This window comes from Streptomyces sp. NPDC006739 (genome assembly GCF_042869815.1).
GTDB lineage: Bacteria > Actinomycetota > Actinomycetes > Streptomycetales > Streptomycetaceae > Streptomyces.
In genome coordinates this window covers 51554-68358 of sequence record NZ_JBIAGM010000002.1, presented here as the reverse complement: position 1 = coordinate 68358, position 16805 = coordinate 51554, and the positions used below count along the sequence as shown (strand labels likewise).

The window sequence follows — 16805 nt, the reverse complement described above, 5'->3', positions numbered from 1 at the left end:
CGACGGGACTCACAGCTTCCCGCCCCGCCCGCCCGTGCGCCGGGCCGGCGCGATCAGCGTGGACAGGTACGGCAGCGGGCCGCCGTCGAGATCGGCGGCCGGCCGGATGGACTCCTCCGCCAGCCCCAGCGCCGACCCCCACACGGCGTCCGCCAGCCGCCCGCTCACCCGCAGCGCCTCGGCCACCTCGGCGGCCTGTCGGCCGAACTTGTACGCCACGACCGTCCCGGGCCCCTCCAGCGCCTCCTTCAGCACGGCCGAACCGGCCGTCACCGGCACCAGCGTCAGCGGCTCGGTCCCTTCGGTGAGCACCGCCCCCGACCGCGCCGCGAGGTCCTGCATCGCCGTGATCCCCGGCACCGTCTCCACGCCGACGCCCGGCACCAGCTCGGCGATCGTCTGCGCGAGATAGGTGAAGGTCGAGTACACGTTGGGGTCGCCGATGGTGGCGAAGGCCACCGTGCCGTGCTCCCGCAGCAGTTCGGCGACCCGCTCCCCGGCGGCGTCCCAGGCGGTCTCGCGCCGCGCCCGGTCGCTGCGCTCGTTCAGCGCGAACACGACCCGCACCACCTTGTCGCCGGGCACGTAGTGCAGCACGGTGGCCTCGGCCCGTCCGCGCTCGCCGCCGTCCATCACCGGTACGACGACCACCTCGGCGGCCCGCAGCGCGTTGACGCCCTTGACGGTCACCAGCTCCGGATCCCCGGGGCCCACCCCGATCCCCACCAGCCTGCTGTTCATGACGTCCGGCACCTCTCGACGAACCGACGGGCCACACCGGGCACGGACGCCCAGTGCGTGTGCAGATAACTCGCGTGCACGCCCTGCTGTACGAAACCCTCGACGCGCCTGGCCGGCGCGCGCACCCCCCAGGCCGGCGCCGTCCCCGCCCCGGGCTCGACGGCCGTCCGGTGGAACTCGTGGCCGCGCATCCGCGTCCCGGCGGCGGCGAGCGCGCTGTCGCCCACGGCCACGGCGTCCCGGTAGCCGAGGGTGAGCCGCTCGGTCATCCGCGCGGTGGCGTCCAGCACCCCGCACATCGGCCGCCCGTCCAGCTCCCGGCACAGGTACAGCAGTCCGGCGCACTCGGCGGCGACGGGAGCGCCGGACAGCGCGAGGTCCGCGACGGCCTTGCGCAGCGGCTCGTTGGCGGACAGCTCACCGGCGTACACCTCGGGGAAGCCGCCCCCGACGACCAGCCCGGCCGTCCCTTCGGGCAGCCGCTCGTCGCGCAGCGGATCGAAGGCGACGACCTCGGCACCGGCGGCGGTGAGCAGCTCCGTGTGCTCGGCGTAGGAGAAGGTGAAGGCGGCACCGCCGGCGACGGCGACCCGGGGCACCGGCTGCCCGGCGCCCGGACCCGGCCGGCCGGGTGCGGGCGCGGCGAGGGCCTCGGCCGCGTCCCAGGGGGCGTCCGGCAGCGCACCCGCGCTCCGCGCCAGCGCCGCCAGCGCGTCCAGGTCGCAGCCCTGCGACACCTGCGCCGCCATCGCCCGGACGGAGTCGACCGCGGCGGCCTCCCGCTCCGCGACCGGCACCAGCCCCAGATGCCGAGACGGCGTGGCCACCTGCCGGGCCCGCCGCAGGACCCCCAGCACCGGCACCCCGGCCGCGTCCAGCGCCTCCCGCAGCAACTCCTCGTGCCGGTCCGAGGCGACCTTGTTCAGGATCACACCCCCGACCCGCACCCGCGGATCCCAGGACGCGAACCCGTGCACCAGCGCGGCCACCGACCGGGACTGCGACGACGCGTCCACGACCAGCACCACCGGCGCCCGCAGCAGCTTCGCCACCTGGGCGGTGGACGCCAGCTCACCCTCGCCGGCGGCCCCGTCGTACAACCCCATCACGCCCTCGACCACGGCGATGTCACAGCCCCGCGCCCCGTGCAGGAACAGCGGAGCGACAAGCTCCGGCCCGCACAGGTACGCGTCGAGGTTGCGCCCGCGACGCCCGGTGGCGAGCGCGTGGTACCCGGGGTCGATGTAGTCGGGTCCGACCTTGTGCGGGGAGACGGCGAGCCCCCGCGCGGCGAACGCGGCCATCAGCCCCGTGGCGACGGTGGTCTTGCCGCTGCCCGAGGAGGGCGCGGCGATGACCAGCCGGGGCACGGATGTCACCACTCGATGCCCCTCTGGCCCTTCTGGCCCACGTCCATCGGGTGCTTCACCTTGGACATGTCGGTCACCAGATCGGCGAAGCCGACCAGCTTCTCGGGCGCGTTCCGCCCGGTGATCACGACATGCTGGGTCCCGGGCCGGTTCCGCAGGACCTCCACGACCTCGTCGGTGTCGACCCACCCCCAGTGCATGGGGTAGGCGAACTCGTCCAGCACGTACAGCCGGTACGTCTCGGCGGCCAGGTCCCGCTTGACCTGCTCCCAGCCCTCGCGCGCCTTCTCCTCGTTGTCCAGCTGCTCGTCCCGCTGCACCCAGGACCAGCCCTCGCCCATCTTGTGCCAGTCGACGGTCCCGCCCTCACCGGAGGCGCCGAGCACGCGCAGCGCGTTCTCCTCGCCGACCTTCCACTTCGCCGACTTGACGAACTGGAACACCCCGATCGGCCACCCCTGGTTCCAGGCGCGCAACGCCAGCCCGAAGGCGGCGGTCGACTTGCCCTTGCCGATCCCGGTGTGCACGACGACCAGCGGCCGGTTGCGCCGCTGCCGGGTCGTCAGCCCGTCCTCCGGTACGACACTCGGCTGTCCCTGCGGCATTACGCGGCCCTCCTCGACGTCCCCTGCACATCCCTGACCAGCCCGGCGATCGAGTCCGCCCGCAACTCGTCGAGCGTCACCGCCGTACCCCCGAGCTCACCCGCGAGCTGCCCGGCGAGCCCGAGCCGCACCGGCCCCGACTCGCAGTCCACGACCACGGACGCGGTCCCGTCGGCGGCGAACAGCCGCGCCGCGCGCCCCGCGAGCGCGACCGGCTCCGGGCCGCCGGTGGCCCGCCCGTCGGTCACCACCACGACCAGCGCCCGACGCGCCGGATCCCGCAGCCGTTCGATCCGCAGCACGTCGTGCGCCTTCAGCAGCCCGGCGGCGAGCGGGGTCCGCCCGCCGGTCGGCAGCGACTCCAGCCGGGCGGCGGCCGCGTCCACGGACGAGGTCGGCGGCAGCGCGACCTCGGCCGCCGCACCCCGGAACGTCACCAGCCCCACCTTGTCCCGCCGCTGGTAGGCGTCCAGCAGCAGCGACAGCACGGCGCCCTTCACCGCGCCCATCCGCTGCCGCGCCGCCATCGACCCGGAGGCGTCCACGACGAACAGCACGAGGTTGCCCTCCCGGCCCTCCCGCGTCGCCTGCCGCAGATCGTCCCGGCGCACCACCAGCCCCGGCCCGGACCGGCCGCGCGCCCGCTGGTGCGGTGCCGCGGCCCGCACGGTCGCCGCCAGGTGCAGCTTGGTCAGCGCTCCCCGGGGCCGCCGGGCCCCGATGGTCCGCCCGTGCTCGGTCCGGGCCCGCGAACGCCGGCCGGCCGCGCCCTCCCCGAGCCCGGGCACGCTCAGCATCTTGGTCCGGAACGGCTCCGAGGCCCGTACCGGCGACTGCTCCCCGGCGCCGGACGCCTGCGGCTCGCCGTCCTCCCCGGCCTCCGGCCGGGCGCCCGCGTCACCGCCGCTCGGCCCCTCCTCCGGCGAGGGCCGGCCGCCCCCGCCGCCCCCGGGCCCGTCGGGGCCGGGATCGTCGTCGCCCTCGTCCTGGTCCTCGCTGCCGCCGGAGAACTCCTCCAGCGTCCGGTCGAGCTTGTCCTCGTCGAGTCCGGGCGCGTCGAACGGATTGCGGCGCCGCCGGTGCGGCAGCGCGAGCAGCGCCGCCTGCCGCACGTCCTCGGCGAGCACGTCGGTGCGCCCCGCCCAGGCGGCCAGCGCGGTGGCGGTCCGGGCCATGACGATGTCGGCGCGCATCCCGTCCACCTCGAAGGCCGCGCAGGTCGCCGCGATCTGCCGCAGCGCGCCGTCGCCCAGCCGCACCGACGGCAGCAACTCCCGTGCCGCGACGACGCGTCGGCGTACGGCGGTCTCCTCCTCGGCCCACCGGGCGGCGAAACCGGCCGGGTCGTCGTCGTAGGCGAGCCGCCGCCTGACGACCTCCACGCGCTGGTCGGGCTCCCGGGAGGCGGCGACCTCCACGGTCAGCCCGAACCGGTCGAGCAACTGCGGCCGCAGCTCACCCTCCTCCGGGTTCATCGTGCCGACGAGCAGGAAACGGGCGGCGTGCCGCACCGAGACACCCTCGCGCTCGACGTAGGAGGCGCCCATCGCGGCGGCGTCCAGCAGCAGGTCGACGAGATGGTCGTGCAGCAGGTTGACCTCGTCGACGTAGAGGATCCCGCGGTGCGCGTCGGCGAGCAGGCCGGGCTCGAACGCCTTCACGCCCTCCGCCAGCGCCCGCTCGATGTCGAGCGCGCCGACGAGCCGGTCCTCGGAGGCACCGACGGGCAGCTCGACCATCCGCGCCGCACGCGTCTCGACCGCCCCCGGCCCGTGCGGCCCGTCCGGGCACGCCGGGTCGGGGGAGCCGGGGTCACAGGAGAAACGGCAACCGGAGACGACGTCGACCCGCGGCAGCAGCGCCGAGAGGGCGCGCACCGCCGTGCTCTTCGCGGTGCCCTTCTCGCCACGCACGAGCACTCCGCCGACAGCGGGGCTCACCGCGTTCAGGAGCAGCGCGAGCCGCAGGTCGTCCTGGCCGACGACGGCCGTGAACGGAAAGGGGGTACTCACTTCTCGTCGCCCTCCAGGTCGCCTTCCAGCTCCAGGTAGGTGGCCCGCAGCCGCTCCAGGGTCTCGGCGTCCGGCTCGGCCCACAGCCCGCGGTCGGCGGCCTCCAGCAGCCGTTCGGTGATGCCGCGCAGCGCCCACGGGTTGGACTTCTTCATGAAGTCCCGGTTCTCCGCGTCGAAGACGTACTCGGCGCTGAGCTTCTCGTACATCCAGTCGTCGACCACGCCCGCCGTGGCGTCGTAGCCGAACAGGTAGTCCACGGTCGCCGCCATCTCGAAGGCGCCCTTGTAGCCGTGCCGGCGCATCGCCGCCATCCAGCGCGGGTTGACCACCCGGGCGCGGAAGACACGGTGGGTCTCCTCGCCCAGGGTGCGGGTCCGCACCTGGTCCGGTACGGCGCTGTCGCCCACGTACGCCTCGGGGTTGGCGCCCGTCAGGTGCCGCACCATGGCGACCATGCCGCCGTGGTACTGGAAGTAGTCGTCCGCGTCCACGAGATCGTGCTCACGGGTGTCGACGTTCTTCGCGGCGACGGCGATCCGCTTGAACGCCGTCTCCATGTCGCCGCGCGCGGCCCGCCCGTCGAGACCGCGCCCGTAGGCGTAACCGCCCCACACGGCGTACACCTCGGCGAGGTCCGCGTCGCTGCGCCAGTTCCGCGCGTCGATGAGCGGGAGCAGGCCGGCGCCGTAGGCCCCCGGCTTCGACCCGAAGACGCGGGCCGTGGCGCGCCGCCGGTCGCCGTGCGCCGCCGTGTCCTCGTCCACGTGCGCGCGCACGAAGTTGGACCCGGCCGGCTCCGCCAGCTCGGCCACCGCCCGTACCGCGTCGTCGATCAGCCCCACCACATGCGGGAACGCGTCCCGGAAGAACCCCGAGATGCGCACCGTCACGTCGATGCGCGGCCGTCCCAGCTCCTCCAGCGCGACCACCTCGAACCCGGTCACCCGGCGCGACGCGTCGTCCCACACCGGCCGGCAGCCCAGCAGCGCCAGGATCTCGGCGATGTCGTCGCCCTGGGTGCGCATCGCGGACGTACCCCACACCGTCAGGCCGACGGACTTCGGGTACTCGCCGGTGTCCTGCAGATAGCGCTGCACCAGCGAGTCCGCGAGCGACTGCCCGACCTCCCAGCTGAGCCGGGACGGGATCGCCTTGGGGTCGACGGAGTAGAAGTTCCGGCCCGTCGGCAGCACGTTGACCAGACCCCGGGTCGGCGAACCCGAGGGCCCCGCCGGGACGTAACCGCCGTTCAGGGCCCGCAGGATGTGCCCGATCTCGTCGGTGGTCCGCGCCAGCCGGGGTACGACCTCGGTGCAGGCGAACTCCAGTACCGCCACCGCGTCCGGGAGCCCGGTGCCGAGCACGTCGCCGACGAGGGCCGGGACCGCGCCCGCGTCCCACGCCCGGGACTCCATCCCCTCCGCGAGCCGCCGGCACAGCTGCTCCAGCAGGTCGACCGCGTCGGCGGCCGTCCGCGCCGGCCCCTCCACCAGCTCCGTCAGCTCCACCGGCACCTTCACCGGCGCCCCCGGCTCGGCCAGCAGCTCCTTCTCCACCAGCCCGAAGTGCGCGGCCAGCGAGGCCCGCAGCCCCGGCAGGGCGTTCGCCCGCCCGCCCCACACCTGCGAGGCGCGCAGCACGGCGAGGACGAGGTTGACGCGCGGCTCGCCCACCGGCCCGCCGCCCAGGATGTGCAGACCGTCCCTGATCTGCACATCCTTGATCTCGCACAGATAGCCGTCGATGTGCATGACGAACTCGTCGAAGGCCTCGTCGTCGGGCTGTTCGTCCACGTGCAGGTCGTGGTGCAGTTCGGCCGCCTTGACGAGGGTCCAGATCTGCGCGCGAACCGCCGGTGCCTTCGTCGGGTCCAGGTCGGAGACCAGCGCGTACTCGTCGAGGAGCTGTTCCAGCTTCGCCAGGTCGCCGTAGGTGTCGGCGCGCGCCATCGGCGGGACCAGGTGGTCGACGACCGTGGCGTGCCCGCGCCGCTTGGCCTGGGTGCCCTCACCGGGGTCGTTGACGATGAACGGGTAGACGAGCGGCAGGTCCCCGAGGACGGCGTCCGGCGCGCAGCCGCCGCTCAGGCCGAGGCCCTTGCCGGGCAGCCACTCCATCGTGCCGTGCTTGCCCATGTGGACGATCGCGTCGGCGCCGAAACTGTTCTCCAGCCACCGGTACGCGGCCATGTAGTGGTGCGACGGCGGCATGTCCGGGTCGTGGTAGATCGCGATCGGGTTCTCGCCGAAACCGCGCGGCGGCTGGATCATCACCACGACGTTCCCGAACCGCAGGGAGGCGAGCACGATGTCGTCCCCGTCGACGTACAGCGACCCCGGCGGCTCGCCCCACGCCTCCAGCATCCCGTTCCTGAGCTCCGGGTCCAACTTGTCGAACCACGCCCGGTAGTCGGCGAGCGGCACCCGCGCGGGCGCGGCGGCCAGCTGCTCCTCGGTGAGCCACTCCACGTCATGACCGCCGGCGTTGATCAGCCGGTGGATCAGCTCGTCGCCGTTGTCCGGATGCCCCTCGACGACGTACCCGGCATCCCGCAGCGCGTCCAGCACCCGCACCGCCGACGCGGGCGTGTCCAGGCCGACCGCGTTGCCGACGCGTGAGTGCTTGGTCGGGTAGGCGGTGAAGACGAGCGCCAGCTTCTTGTCGGCGTTCGGCTTGTGCCTCAACCGCGCGTGCCGTACGGCGATCCCGGCGACCCGCCCGGCCCGCTCCGGGTCGGCGACGTACACGGGAACGTCGTCGGGACCCTGCTCCTTGAAGCTGAACGGCACGGTGATCAGCCGCCCGTCGAACTCCGGGATCGCCACCTGCATCGCCGCGTCCATGGGGGAGAGGGCGGCGTCCGACGCCTCCCAGGCGGCGTGCGAGGAGGTGAGGCAGAGGCCCTGCAGCACGGGGATGTCGAGGTCGGCGAGCGCCCCGATGTCCCAGGCCTCCTCGTCACCGCCGGCCGAGGCCTCGGAGGCGTGCGTGCCGCCGGCGGCGAGAACGGTGGCGACCAGGGCGTCGGCCCGCGAGAGGAGCTCGTACAGTCCGGCGTCCGCGCCGCGCAGCGAACCGCAGTACACCGGAAGGGCGTTGGCCCCGCGAGCCTCGATCGCGTCGCACAGCGTGTCCACGAAGGCGGTGTTGCCGCTCAGCTCGTGGGCCCGGTAGAAGAGCACCCCGACGGTCGGCCGGCCGTCCACCCGGGAACGCTCCCCGTGCACCCCGTACTCCGGCATCTTCCGCGGCTCGACGAACCCCTCGCCGGTCAGCAGCACGGTGTCGGACAGGAAGCGGGCCAGCTCCACCAGGTTGCCGGGACCGCCCTCCACCAGATAGCGCAGCGCCTCGGCCACCACACCGGCCGGCACCGAGGACTCGGCCATCAGCTCCGCGTCCGGCACCGCCTCACCGCCGAGCAGCACGGTCGGGACGCCGGACGCCTTCAGCGCGGCCAGCCCGTCCTCCCAGGCGCGCCTGCCGCCGAGCAGCCGTACGACGGCGAGGTCGGCGCCGTCCAGGAGAGCGGGCAGCTCCCGCGCCACGTCGATCCTGGTCGGGTTGCCGATCCGGTAGGAGGCACCGGAGGCGGCCCGCGCCGCCAGCAGATCGGTGTCGGCGGTCGACAACAACAACACTGTGCTCATGCGGGCGCTCCCGGTGGGATGAAGGGCAGTCCTTGTGGCGCGCCCGACTCGATGAGCCGCCAGAGCGCGTCCGTGTCCGCGTGCTGTTCGATCAGGTCGCCGAGCCGGTCGAGCTGCTCCTCGCGCAGCGCGGCGAACGAGGTGTCGGCGGCGGGCACGAACCGGCGGCCCGCGGCGGCCGCCACTTCGCGCAGGAACGCCCGTCGGAAGCCGTCCGACTCCAGCGAGCCGTGCCAGTGCGTCCCCCAGGTCTGGTCGACCCGGCAGCCGTCCAGGAACGGCTCCCCGCCTCTCACGTCCCCGATCCCGTGGTGGATCTCGTACCCCTCGACGGGTTCGCCGAGGGCTTCCCCCACCGGGCGGGTGAGGGTCTTCTCGCGGGCGAACCGCACCCGCACGGGCAGGACCCCGAGCCCGTCGACCGCACCGACGCGCGACTCCACCTCGTCCTCGATGCGTTCGCCGAGGATCTGGAAGCCGCCGCAGATGCCGAGGACGGGCCGGTGCTCGGCGGCCCGCCGCACGAGGGCCCGGGCCAGCCCCCGCTCCCGCAGCCACTCCAGGGCCCGCACGGTCCCGCGCGTGCCTGGGACGACGACGAGGTCGGCGTCGGCCAGTTCCTCGGGCCGGTCCACGAACCGTACGAGCACCCCGGGTTCGGCGGCGAGCGCGTCCACGTCGGTGAAGTTGGACATCAGGGGGATCGCGCAGACCGCGACGCGCAGCACGTCCTGCCCGACGGGCGCGGCGGTGGCCGACTCCCGGACCGTGCCGCGCAGGGACACACGCAGCCCGTCCTCCTCGTCGATGCCGAGCCCGTGCCGGAAGGGCAGGACACCGTACGTCCGCCGCCCGGTGAGCCCGCGCAGCATGTCCAGGCCGGGTTCGAGCAGCGAGACGTCGCCGCGGAACTTGTTGACGAGGAACCCGGCGACGAGTTGCTGGTCCTCAGGGGAGAGCAGCGCGACGGTCCCGAAGAAGGAGGCGAAGACACCGCCCCGGTCGATGTCGCCGACCACGAGCACGGGAAGCCGCGCATTGCGCGCGATCCCCATGTTCACGATGTCGGTCCGGCGGAGGTTGATCTCCGCCGGGCTTCCCGCCCCCTCACAGATCACCGCGTCATACGTGCCCCGCAACTCGGCGAGGCAGTCCAGCACGGTCCCGAGCAGCCGCTGCTGCCGCCCCCCGTGGTACCCGCGGGCGCTCAGCTCACCGACGGGCCTGCCCAGCAGCACGACCTGACTGCTCTGCTCGCCACCGGGCTTGAGCAGCACGGGGTTCATCAGCGCGGTCGGCTCGACCCGGCACGCCTGGGCCTGCATGGCCTGGGCGCGCCCGATCTCGGCGCCCTCGCGCGTGACGAAGGAGTTCAGGGACATGTTCTGCGCCTTGAAGGGCGCCACCTTGACGCCCTGTCGTACCAGCCACCGGCAGATCCCGGCCGTCACGACGCTCTTGCCGGCGTCGGAGGTGGTGCCGGCGACGAGCAGACCGCCGCTCATGCGTCACGTCCCTTCGCGATCAGGCGCGCGGCGACGGTGACGCCGAGCGCGAGCAGGCCGACCCGGCGGGAGAGCCGTACGGCCCGCTCGATGTCGGTGACCCGGACGGCCCGCCCCCGGTCGCCGTTGAGCACGGGACGGTGTTCGACGCGGCCGCCGTAGGAGAGGGTCCCGCCCAGCCGCACGCCGAGGGCTCCCGCGAACGAGGCCTCCACCGGGCCGGCGTTGGGGCTCGGATGCCGGTGTGCGTCGGCCCTCCAGGCGCGCACCGCACCCCGGGGGTCGGGTCCGGACGCGGCGGCGAGTACGGCGGTCAGGCGGGCCCCGGGCCAGCCGGCGAGGTCGTCGAGGCGGGCGGAGGCCCAGCCGAAGCGGCGGTGGCGCGGGGACTTGTGCCCGACCATGGCGTCGAGGGTGTTCACGGCCCGGAACCCGAGCAGCCCCGGCATCCCGCCCACGGCACCCCACACCAGGGCGCCCACGACGGCGTCGGAGGTGTTCTCGGCGACGGACTCCACCACGGCCCGGGCGACACCGTCGGCGTCCAGCGTCTGCGGATCGCGCCCGCACAGGTGCGGCAGCCGGTCCCGGGCCCGGTCCAGGTCCCCGGCCTCCAAAGCCCGCCCGATGCTCCGGGCCTCCCGGGCCAGCGAGGTCCCGCCGACGACGGCCCAGGTGGCGGCGCCGGTCAGCACGACGGACGCGGCGGGAGAGGTATGGACGAGGCGCTGCGCCACGGCCCCGAGGGCGACGGCGCTCCCGGCGCAGACGGCGGTGTGCAGCGCCCCCCATCCGCGGTGGTCGTGCCACAGCACCCGCTCCACGGCCCCCGCGGCCCGCCCGAACACGGCGACCGGATGTCCGCGGCGGGGATCGCCGAGGAGCAGGTCACCGAGAAGGCCGGCGGCGGCGCCGTACGCGTATCCGCGATCGGCACCCATCGGCTCAGCCGGCCGTGGGGCGGGACAGCGAGGCGGTGCTGGACCTCAACAGGCAGCCGAGCATGGCGATATGTCCTCACTCAGGGTGTCCGCGCCCTGGTTCGACGAGACCGGCGGTGGGAGTTCCTGGCTCCCGGGGCTTCCTACCCCGGTGACAGTGGCGGGACCGCGCCGGATTCGCACCGGCTTCCTCCCTTGCCGCCGTACATGGCTCCGGCAGTCCACCACGCCCCCGGAACGGCCGTCAACTTGCTGTTGACCTGCGACGCGGGAGTGTGCTGAGGCCCACAGTGGACCCACCGGAGTCGGACCCCGGCCATGCCGGAGCCCCGCGCGTCCCGGTCCGAAGTCCGGGCCCGCGCGGGGCTCCGAGGTGCTGAGTGGTGCTCAGGCCGAGGCTGGGGCGGTCAGGCCTTCGCCGTGATCAGGTAGATGCCGTACGCCACCGCCGCCGCGCATCCCGCGAAGCAGACGTACGCGCCGGTGAGGGCCAGTGCGGCCGAGTCGCCCCGGGTGGCGGCGCGTTCGCGGCGGGACAGGCCGGCGACGCCGAGGGTGAACAGGGCCACCAGGCCCACGGTGGCCACGAGGCTGACGCCGAAGACGGAGCCGATGGCCGCCCAGTCGATCTTCATGGGTTGCTTCCTTGGTTGACCGGGTTTAACCGGGTGCTCGTGGGCGGGCTCAGACGGCGGCGGCCGGCGGGACCGCCGGGGCGACCGGGTCGGTGACGGTCGGGACCGGGGCGGGGATGGTGGCGGTCAGACCCTCGGTCACCGTGCCGGTGGGGGGCGGGGTCACGGCGGCGATCGCCGTGGTCACCACGCCGGCCGGCTCCTCGGGCTCGTTGACGTTGCTCGCGTCGACCACCTCGCGGCGGGAGATCTTCCAGATCGCGGCGCTGGAGGCGACCAGGAAGACGGCGACGAGCGCGGTGCCCCAGTCGCCGAGGCCGGTCACGCTCTCGGCGAGCGCGCCGACCACGGCGGCGGCCGGGAGCGTCAGCACCCAGGCGACGACCATGCGGGTGGCCGTGGACCAGCGGACCACGCCTCCCTTGCGGCCCAGGCCCGCGCCCATCACGGAACCGGAGACGACATGCGTGGTGGAGAGCGAGAAGCCGAGGTGGGAGGAGGCCAGGATGGCCGTGGCCGCGCTGGTCTGGGCGGCGAAGCCCTGCTGCGGCCGGAGGTCGGTCAGGCCCTTGCCCATCGTGCGGATGATGCGCCAGCCGCCGAGCCAGGTGCCGAGCGCGATGGCCATGCCGGCGGAGACGATGACCCAGGTGGGAGGGTTGGAGCCGGGAGCGATGGCACCGCCCGCGATCAGCGCGAGGGTGATGATGCCCATCGTCTTCTGCGCGTCGTTGGTGCCGTGCGCGAGGGAGACCAGGCCGGCGGAGGCGATCTGGCCGACGCGGAAGCCCTTGCGGGTGGCGTCGTCCTCGGTGGCCGCGCCGGTCCCGGCGTTCCGGTGGACCGCGTACGAGAACCGGGTGGCCACCATCGCCGCGACGCCCGCGACGACCGGAGCCGCGACGGCCGGCAGCAGCACCTTGGTGACCAGGACGTCGCCGTGCACCGCGCCGGTGCCGGCGGAGGCGATGGTGGCGCCGATCAGACCGCCCATCAGGGCGTGCGAGGAACTGGAGGGCAGGCCCACCAGCCAGGTCACGAGGTTCCAGAGGATCGCGCCGACCAGGGCGGCGAAGATGACCTCGGGACGGATGCCGTTCTCGTCGACAAGACCCTTGGAGATCGTGTTGGCGACCTCGACGGAGAGGAATGCGCCCACAAGGTTGAGCGTGGCGGACATGGCCACGGCGACCTTGGGCTTGAGGGCACCGGTCGAGATGGTCGTGGCCATCGCGTTGGCTGTGTCGTGGAAACCGTTCGTGAAATCGAACGCGAGTGCGGTTACGACCACAATCGCGAGGATCAGCGAGAAGCTTTCCATTTACCCAGGCAATCGTTCGAGCGTCATTGGCTGGTTGACCGTAGGCAACCAGGGTGAACGGAAGATGAACTGGGGCGGGCGTCGGGGTGTCGGCATGGAGGGGTCGTCATTCCGCTTCGGTCCGACGACCCGTACGCCCCTTGGTCGCTCACCCCGGGTGAACACCCTCGGGCCGGCGGACGAGCCGTCGAGGAGATTCTGGTCACCCGGCACGCCGTGCGCGACTCGGCGCGGGTCCGTATACGGCTCGCGGCAGGTGGCATGGACGCGGCAGGCGACGTGGACGCGCCGATCCGGACTGGCAGGATCGCGGCATGGCTGAACAGCGGTGGGAGCGGCGGGACGCGGAGGACGGCCGGGAGGGCGCGGGAAAGGCGCCGGAGCCGGGGAGACGGGGGGTGCGCGCGGAGGAGGCTCGGGCCTGGGAGGCGCTGGTCGCGGCGGCCCGCCGGACCGTGACCGACGGGCTGGTCGTCGGAACCTCGGGGAACGTGTCCGTACGGGTCGGCGACACCGTGCTGGTCACACCGTCGGGCGTGCCCTACGACCGGCTCACCCCGGACGACGTCACCGGCGTCGACCTGGCCGGCCGGCAGGTGCTCGGCACGCTGGTGCCGACCAGCGAACTGCCCATGCACCTGGCCGTGTACGGCGCCACCGGGGCCCGCGCCGTCGTGCACACCCACGCCGTGCACGCGACGGCCGTCTCCACCCTGGTGAGCGAGCTGCCGTCGATCCACTACATGTCCGCCGCGCTCGGCGGAACCGTCCGGGTCGCCCCGTACGCGCCCTACGGCACCGAGGAGCTGGCCGGGAACATGCTGAGCGCCCTCACCGGCCGCACCGGCTGCCTCCTGCGCAACCACGGCACGATCACCCACGGCACCACCCTCGACCAGGCCTACGACCGCACCGCCCAGCTGGAGTGGATGTGCCGCCTGTGGCTGACGGCGTCCTCGGTGCCCGGACTGACGCCGTCGCTGCTGACCGATGCACAGATCGCCGAAGCCGGGGAACGTCTCAAGGGGTACGGCCAACGGAGGTGACCCTTGTTCCCCAGCGCCCTGATCCACCGGAGTGCCTCGATCCACCGGAGTGCCTCGATCCACCGAGGCGAAGTCCGCCGCGCCGCTCCCCGTCCCGCCGCCCGCTCCCTCGTCGGCGCACTCCCGCTGGCCGGTGGCGGGACCCGCCGGGACACTGGTCCCGTGCGCACTGTCAGAACGGCGGCCGCCGCCGTCACCGCGGTCCTGGCGGCCGGTGCGGTCGGCGTGGCCGCCGGACGGATGGCGAGCGCCGCCGCGCTCAAGGCGCACCCCGGACAGCCGCTGCCCACCGAACCCCGGCTCACCGTGCACGGGGCGGCGGCGGGGCGGCTCACCCTCACCCGTGACCTGGCCTCGCTGCGGCCCGGCACCTACGGTCTCGCCGGTGACGGCTCGCATGCCGTGGTCGGTCCCGTCCTGCAGTCGGCCGAGCACACCGCCGACACCGTCGTACGGCGCCTGGAGCGCGTCACCCACGGCACCCTGGAAGCCGGCGACAAGGTGTGGCTCACCCCGAACGTGCACGTCGGCAACCCCGGCACGGCCCTCGGCCTGGACCACGCGGACGTCGACGTGCCCGGTGAACTCGGCGCGCTCCCCGCCTGGTTCGTGCCCGGACAGCGGGACACCTGGGTGATCACGGTGCACGGTCTGGGCACCACCCGCGAGCACCCGATGAACGTCATGAAGTTCCTGCACGGCCGCCGGCTGCCGGTCCTCGACCTCGCCTACCGCGGCGACCTCGGCGCCCCGCGCCCGCCGGACGGGCTGAACCACCTGGGGGAGACCGAGTGGCGCGACCTGGACGCGGCGATCCGCTACGCGGTCCGCTACGGCGCCCGCCGCGTCGTCCTGTACGGCTGGTCCACCGGCGCCGCCATGGCGCTGCGCGCCGCCGCGCACTCCCCGGTCCGCGACCGTATCGCCGGCCTGGTCCTGGACTCGCCGGTGCTCAGCTGGGAGGCCACGCTGCGCGCCCTGGCCCGGGCCCGGCACACCCCGGAGCCGCTGCTTCCGCTCGCGGTCCGGGCCGCGCAGGGCCGAGCGGGCCTGCGCGCCGACCGCGTCGCCCGGCCGGCCGCCCCGGACGCCCCGACCCTGATCATCCACGGCCCCGACGACACGGTCGCCCCCTGGCACCTCTCCCGCGGCCTCGCCGCCCGTCACCCCGACCGGGTGTCGCTGCACACGGTGTCCCAGGCGCCCCACGCGGCCATGTGGAACCCGGACCCCGAGGACTACGAGGAACGCCTGCGCCGTTTCCTGACCCCCTTGATGTGACCGGCCCGGGCGGGAGGCGGGAGCCGGGGGTCGGCAGTGGCGCGAGTGGCCCGAATGGCGCGAGTGGCCGGAGCGGCGGGAGTGGTCCGGCGGGACAGTGGTCCGGAGTGGGGCGGAACGGATGGTTCCAGGGGATGCGCGCATTCCGTTTAAGGCCGTACCACTGGCTTGAACGCGCCTCTTCCGGCCGTGCCGGAGCCCGTGCCTTGGCCAGCCCCGTCGCCCGGCGTGACATTCCGTTTGGGTTTTCGGACCGTCAACCGGAAGACTGCACCCGTGACGTCCCGTATCCCGCGCGACTCCAGGCTTCGACTCGTCCGACCGCGACCCCTGGCCGCCGCCCCCGGAGCAGTGAACCAGCGACGCCCGCGCCGCCCCGCACCCCGGCCGCCGGAGGGCACCCCGGCCCCCGCCGAACTGGCCAGAATGGCTCGCTCCGGCCTGGCCGGCGCGGCCCGCGTCGCCCGCTGGGCCGACGCCGCCCTCGGCCCCGGCCGCGACGGCGCGACCGACGACGGCAAGGCCACCCTCTCCGCCGCCACCGCCGAACGCGCGGCCGGTGACCTCGGCCTGACACCCGGCCAGGTCCGCGCCGACTGGGACACCGCCCGCCTCGCCGGACTCGTCGAGGTGCACGGCGACAGCGCCCGCCCCGGCTGGCGGCTGCGCGCCTGGAACCGGGACGACAGCGCCGTGCTGCGCGGCTGGGTCGCCCTCTTCGACGCCTGGTCGCTCGCCCACCCGGAACCCGCCGACCACGAGCCCGCCGCCGTCGCGGAGGTCGTCTCGGCCATGCCCCAGGTGCTCTCCTTCCTCCAGCTGTCCGCCGGCCCCGTCCCGGTCGAACAGCTCCTCGACCTGCTCCAGCAGCGGGTCACCGAACTGCGCACGGAGCGCTGCGAGGTCCCCTACGGCCCCCGGCCCGCCGAGCCGGCCGAACCCGCCCCCGCCGAGGACACCCCGCTCGCCCCCCTTCTCGACTGGGCCCTGCACGCCCTGGCCTCCGTCGGCGCCCTGACCTACGGCGACGGCCAGGCCACGCTCACCCCGCTCGGCAGCTGGGCGGTCTGGGTCAAGCTGGAGCAGATCTGCGTGGCCGCGCAGAGCCCCGCCGGGAACATCGAGCAGGCCGCCGAGGACATGCTCCGCGGCTGCGCCCAGCTCCGCCCCAACGCCGCCCGCGCCGAATACCGGGCCTGGCTCGCCGCCCGCCCCGTCGGCAGCGCCGTCTCCCAGCTCATCGAGGCCGCCCGCGGCGAGGACGCCCTGCTGCGCGGCCTCGCCTTCGAGGCGCTGCGGGTCGTCGGCGCCCCCGCCGAGCCCGACGTCCGCGCCGTCGTCGACGAGCCGGCGCTCAGGCCGTACGCCCTGCTGTGGCTCGCCGAGCACGACGGCATCGACCCGGAGGACGCGCACGAGGTCCTCACCCGGGACGAGGCCACCTGGCTGTGGGTGGACACCGCCGCGGCCGTCGCCGACCACGGCGAGGCGCCGATGCTGGTACGGCACCTGGAGTCCGCCGTGCAGCCCACCGTCCCCGCGCTGCTCGACGAGGTGCGCGCGGTCGGCCACCCCCGCACCGTCCAGGTCCTGGTCGCCCTGGCCGCCGCCCACCCCGACCCGGCCCTGGCCAAGGCCGTCCGCCGGGCCGCCTTCCAGGTCCACACCGGCGGCTGACCGGCCCGCCGCCGGCGG

12 protein-coding genes and 1 riboswitch are annotated in these 16805 nt (G+C 74.4%); of the genes, 3 read left to right on the top strand and 9 right to left on the bottom strand.

Annotated elements, in window-relative coordinates; all coding sequences use genetic code 11:
* Positions 1 to 9 precede the first annotated feature (9 nt).
* The 9 genes from cobI to ACFYMM_RS03640 all read right to left on the bottom strand — a co-directional run bounded on the left by cobI (position 10) and on the right by ACFYMM_RS03640 (position 12783).
* The gene (gene cobI / locus ACFYMM_RS03680) at positions 10 to 741 is read right to left on the bottom strand and encodes a precorrin-2 C(20)-methyltransferase (protein WP_388383451.1); all 732 of its coding nucleotides are present in this window, start codon (positions 739 to 741) and stop codon (positions 10 to 12) included.
* Complete coding sequence (locus ACFYMM_RS03675; RefSeq protein ID WP_388383449.1) at positions 738 to 2123, bottom strand: cobyrinate a,c-diamide synthase; 1386 nt, start codon at positions 2121 to 2123, stop codon at positions 738 to 740. The genes cobI and ACFYMM_RS03675 overlap by 4 nt, the downstream gene beginning before the upstream one ends.
* A complete protein-coding gene (gene cobO, locus ACFYMM_RS03670; RefSeq protein ID WP_388383447.1) occupies positions 2117 to 2716 on the bottom strand; it encodes a cob(I)yrinic acid a,c-diamide adenosyltransferase in 600 nt (199 codons plus the stop codon). The genes ACFYMM_RS03675 and cobO overlap by 7 nt, the downstream gene beginning before the upstream one ends.
* Positions 2716 to 4728, bottom strand: coding sequence for a putative cobaltochelatase (locus tag ACFYMM_RS03665; protein ID WP_388383444.1), 2013 nt, complete (start codon positions 4726 to 4728; stop codon positions 2716 to 2718). Before ACFYMM_RS03665 ends, cobO begins: the two co-directional genes overlap by 1 nt.
* Positions 4725 to 8381 carry a cobaltochelatase subunit CobN gene (cobN, locus tag ACFYMM_RS03660; protein WP_388383443.1) on the bottom strand — a complete coding sequence of 1219 codons (3657 nt, stop codon included), beginning with the start codon at positions 8379 to 8381 and terminating at the stop codon, positions 4725 to 4727. Before cobN ends, ACFYMM_RS03665 begins: the two co-directional genes overlap by 4 nt.
* On the bottom strand, positions 8378 to 9886 hold the full coding sequence (locus tag ACFYMM_RS03655) for a cobyric acid synthase (protein WP_388383441.1): 1509 nt from the start codon (positions 9884 to 9886) through the stop codon (positions 8378 to 8380). Before ACFYMM_RS03655 ends, cobN begins: the two co-directional genes overlap by 4 nt.
* Complete coding sequence (locus ACFYMM_RS03650; protein WP_388383440.1) at positions 9883 to 10827, bottom strand: cobalamin biosynthesis protein; 945 nt, start codon at positions 10825 to 10827, stop codon at positions 9883 to 9885. Before ACFYMM_RS03650 ends, ACFYMM_RS03655 begins: the two co-directional genes overlap by 4 nt.
* A gap of 100 nt (positions 10828 to 10927) precedes the next feature.
* Positions 10928 to 11068, bottom strand: a riboswitch (cobalamin riboswitch).
* Positions 11069 to 11234: 166 nt separating this feature from the next.
* The gene (locus tag ACFYMM_RS03645; RefSeq protein ID WP_388383438.1) at positions 11235 to 11462 is read right to left on the bottom strand and encodes a hypothetical protein; all 228 of its coding nucleotides are present in this window, start codon (positions 11460 to 11462) and stop codon (positions 11235 to 11237) included.
* Between the two features lie 49 nt (positions 11463 to 11511).
* Positions 11512 to 12783: an anion permease gene (locus ACFYMM_RS03640; protein ID WP_388383436.1), complete on the bottom strand. Its 1272-nt coding sequence runs from the start codon at positions 12781 to 12783 to the stop codon at positions 11512 to 11514.
* Between the two features lie 314 nt (positions 12784 to 13097).
* Between ACFYMM_RS03640 and ACFYMM_RS03635 the strand changes: the two genes are divergently transcribed.
* The 3 genes from ACFYMM_RS03635 (at position 13098) to ACFYMM_RS03625 (ending at position 16787) form a co-directional block, all read left to right on the top strand.
* A complete protein-coding gene (locus tag ACFYMM_RS03635) occupies positions 13098 to 13829 on the top strand; it encodes a class II aldolase/adducin family protein (RefSeq protein WP_388383434.1) in 732 nt (243 codons plus the stop codon).
* 162 nt (positions 13830 to 13991) lie between these two features.
* Complete coding sequence (locus ACFYMM_RS03630) at positions 13992 to 15110, top strand: alpha/beta hydrolase (RefSeq protein ID WP_388383432.1); 1119 nt, start codon at positions 13992 to 13994, stop codon at positions 15108 to 15110.
* 276 nt (positions 15111 to 15386) lie between these two features.
* Complete coding sequence (locus tag ACFYMM_RS03625; protein ID WP_388383431.1) at positions 15387 to 16787, top strand: hypothetical protein; 1401 nt, start codon at positions 15387 to 15389, stop codon at positions 16785 to 16787.
* Positions 16788 to 16805 lie beyond the last annotated feature (18 nt).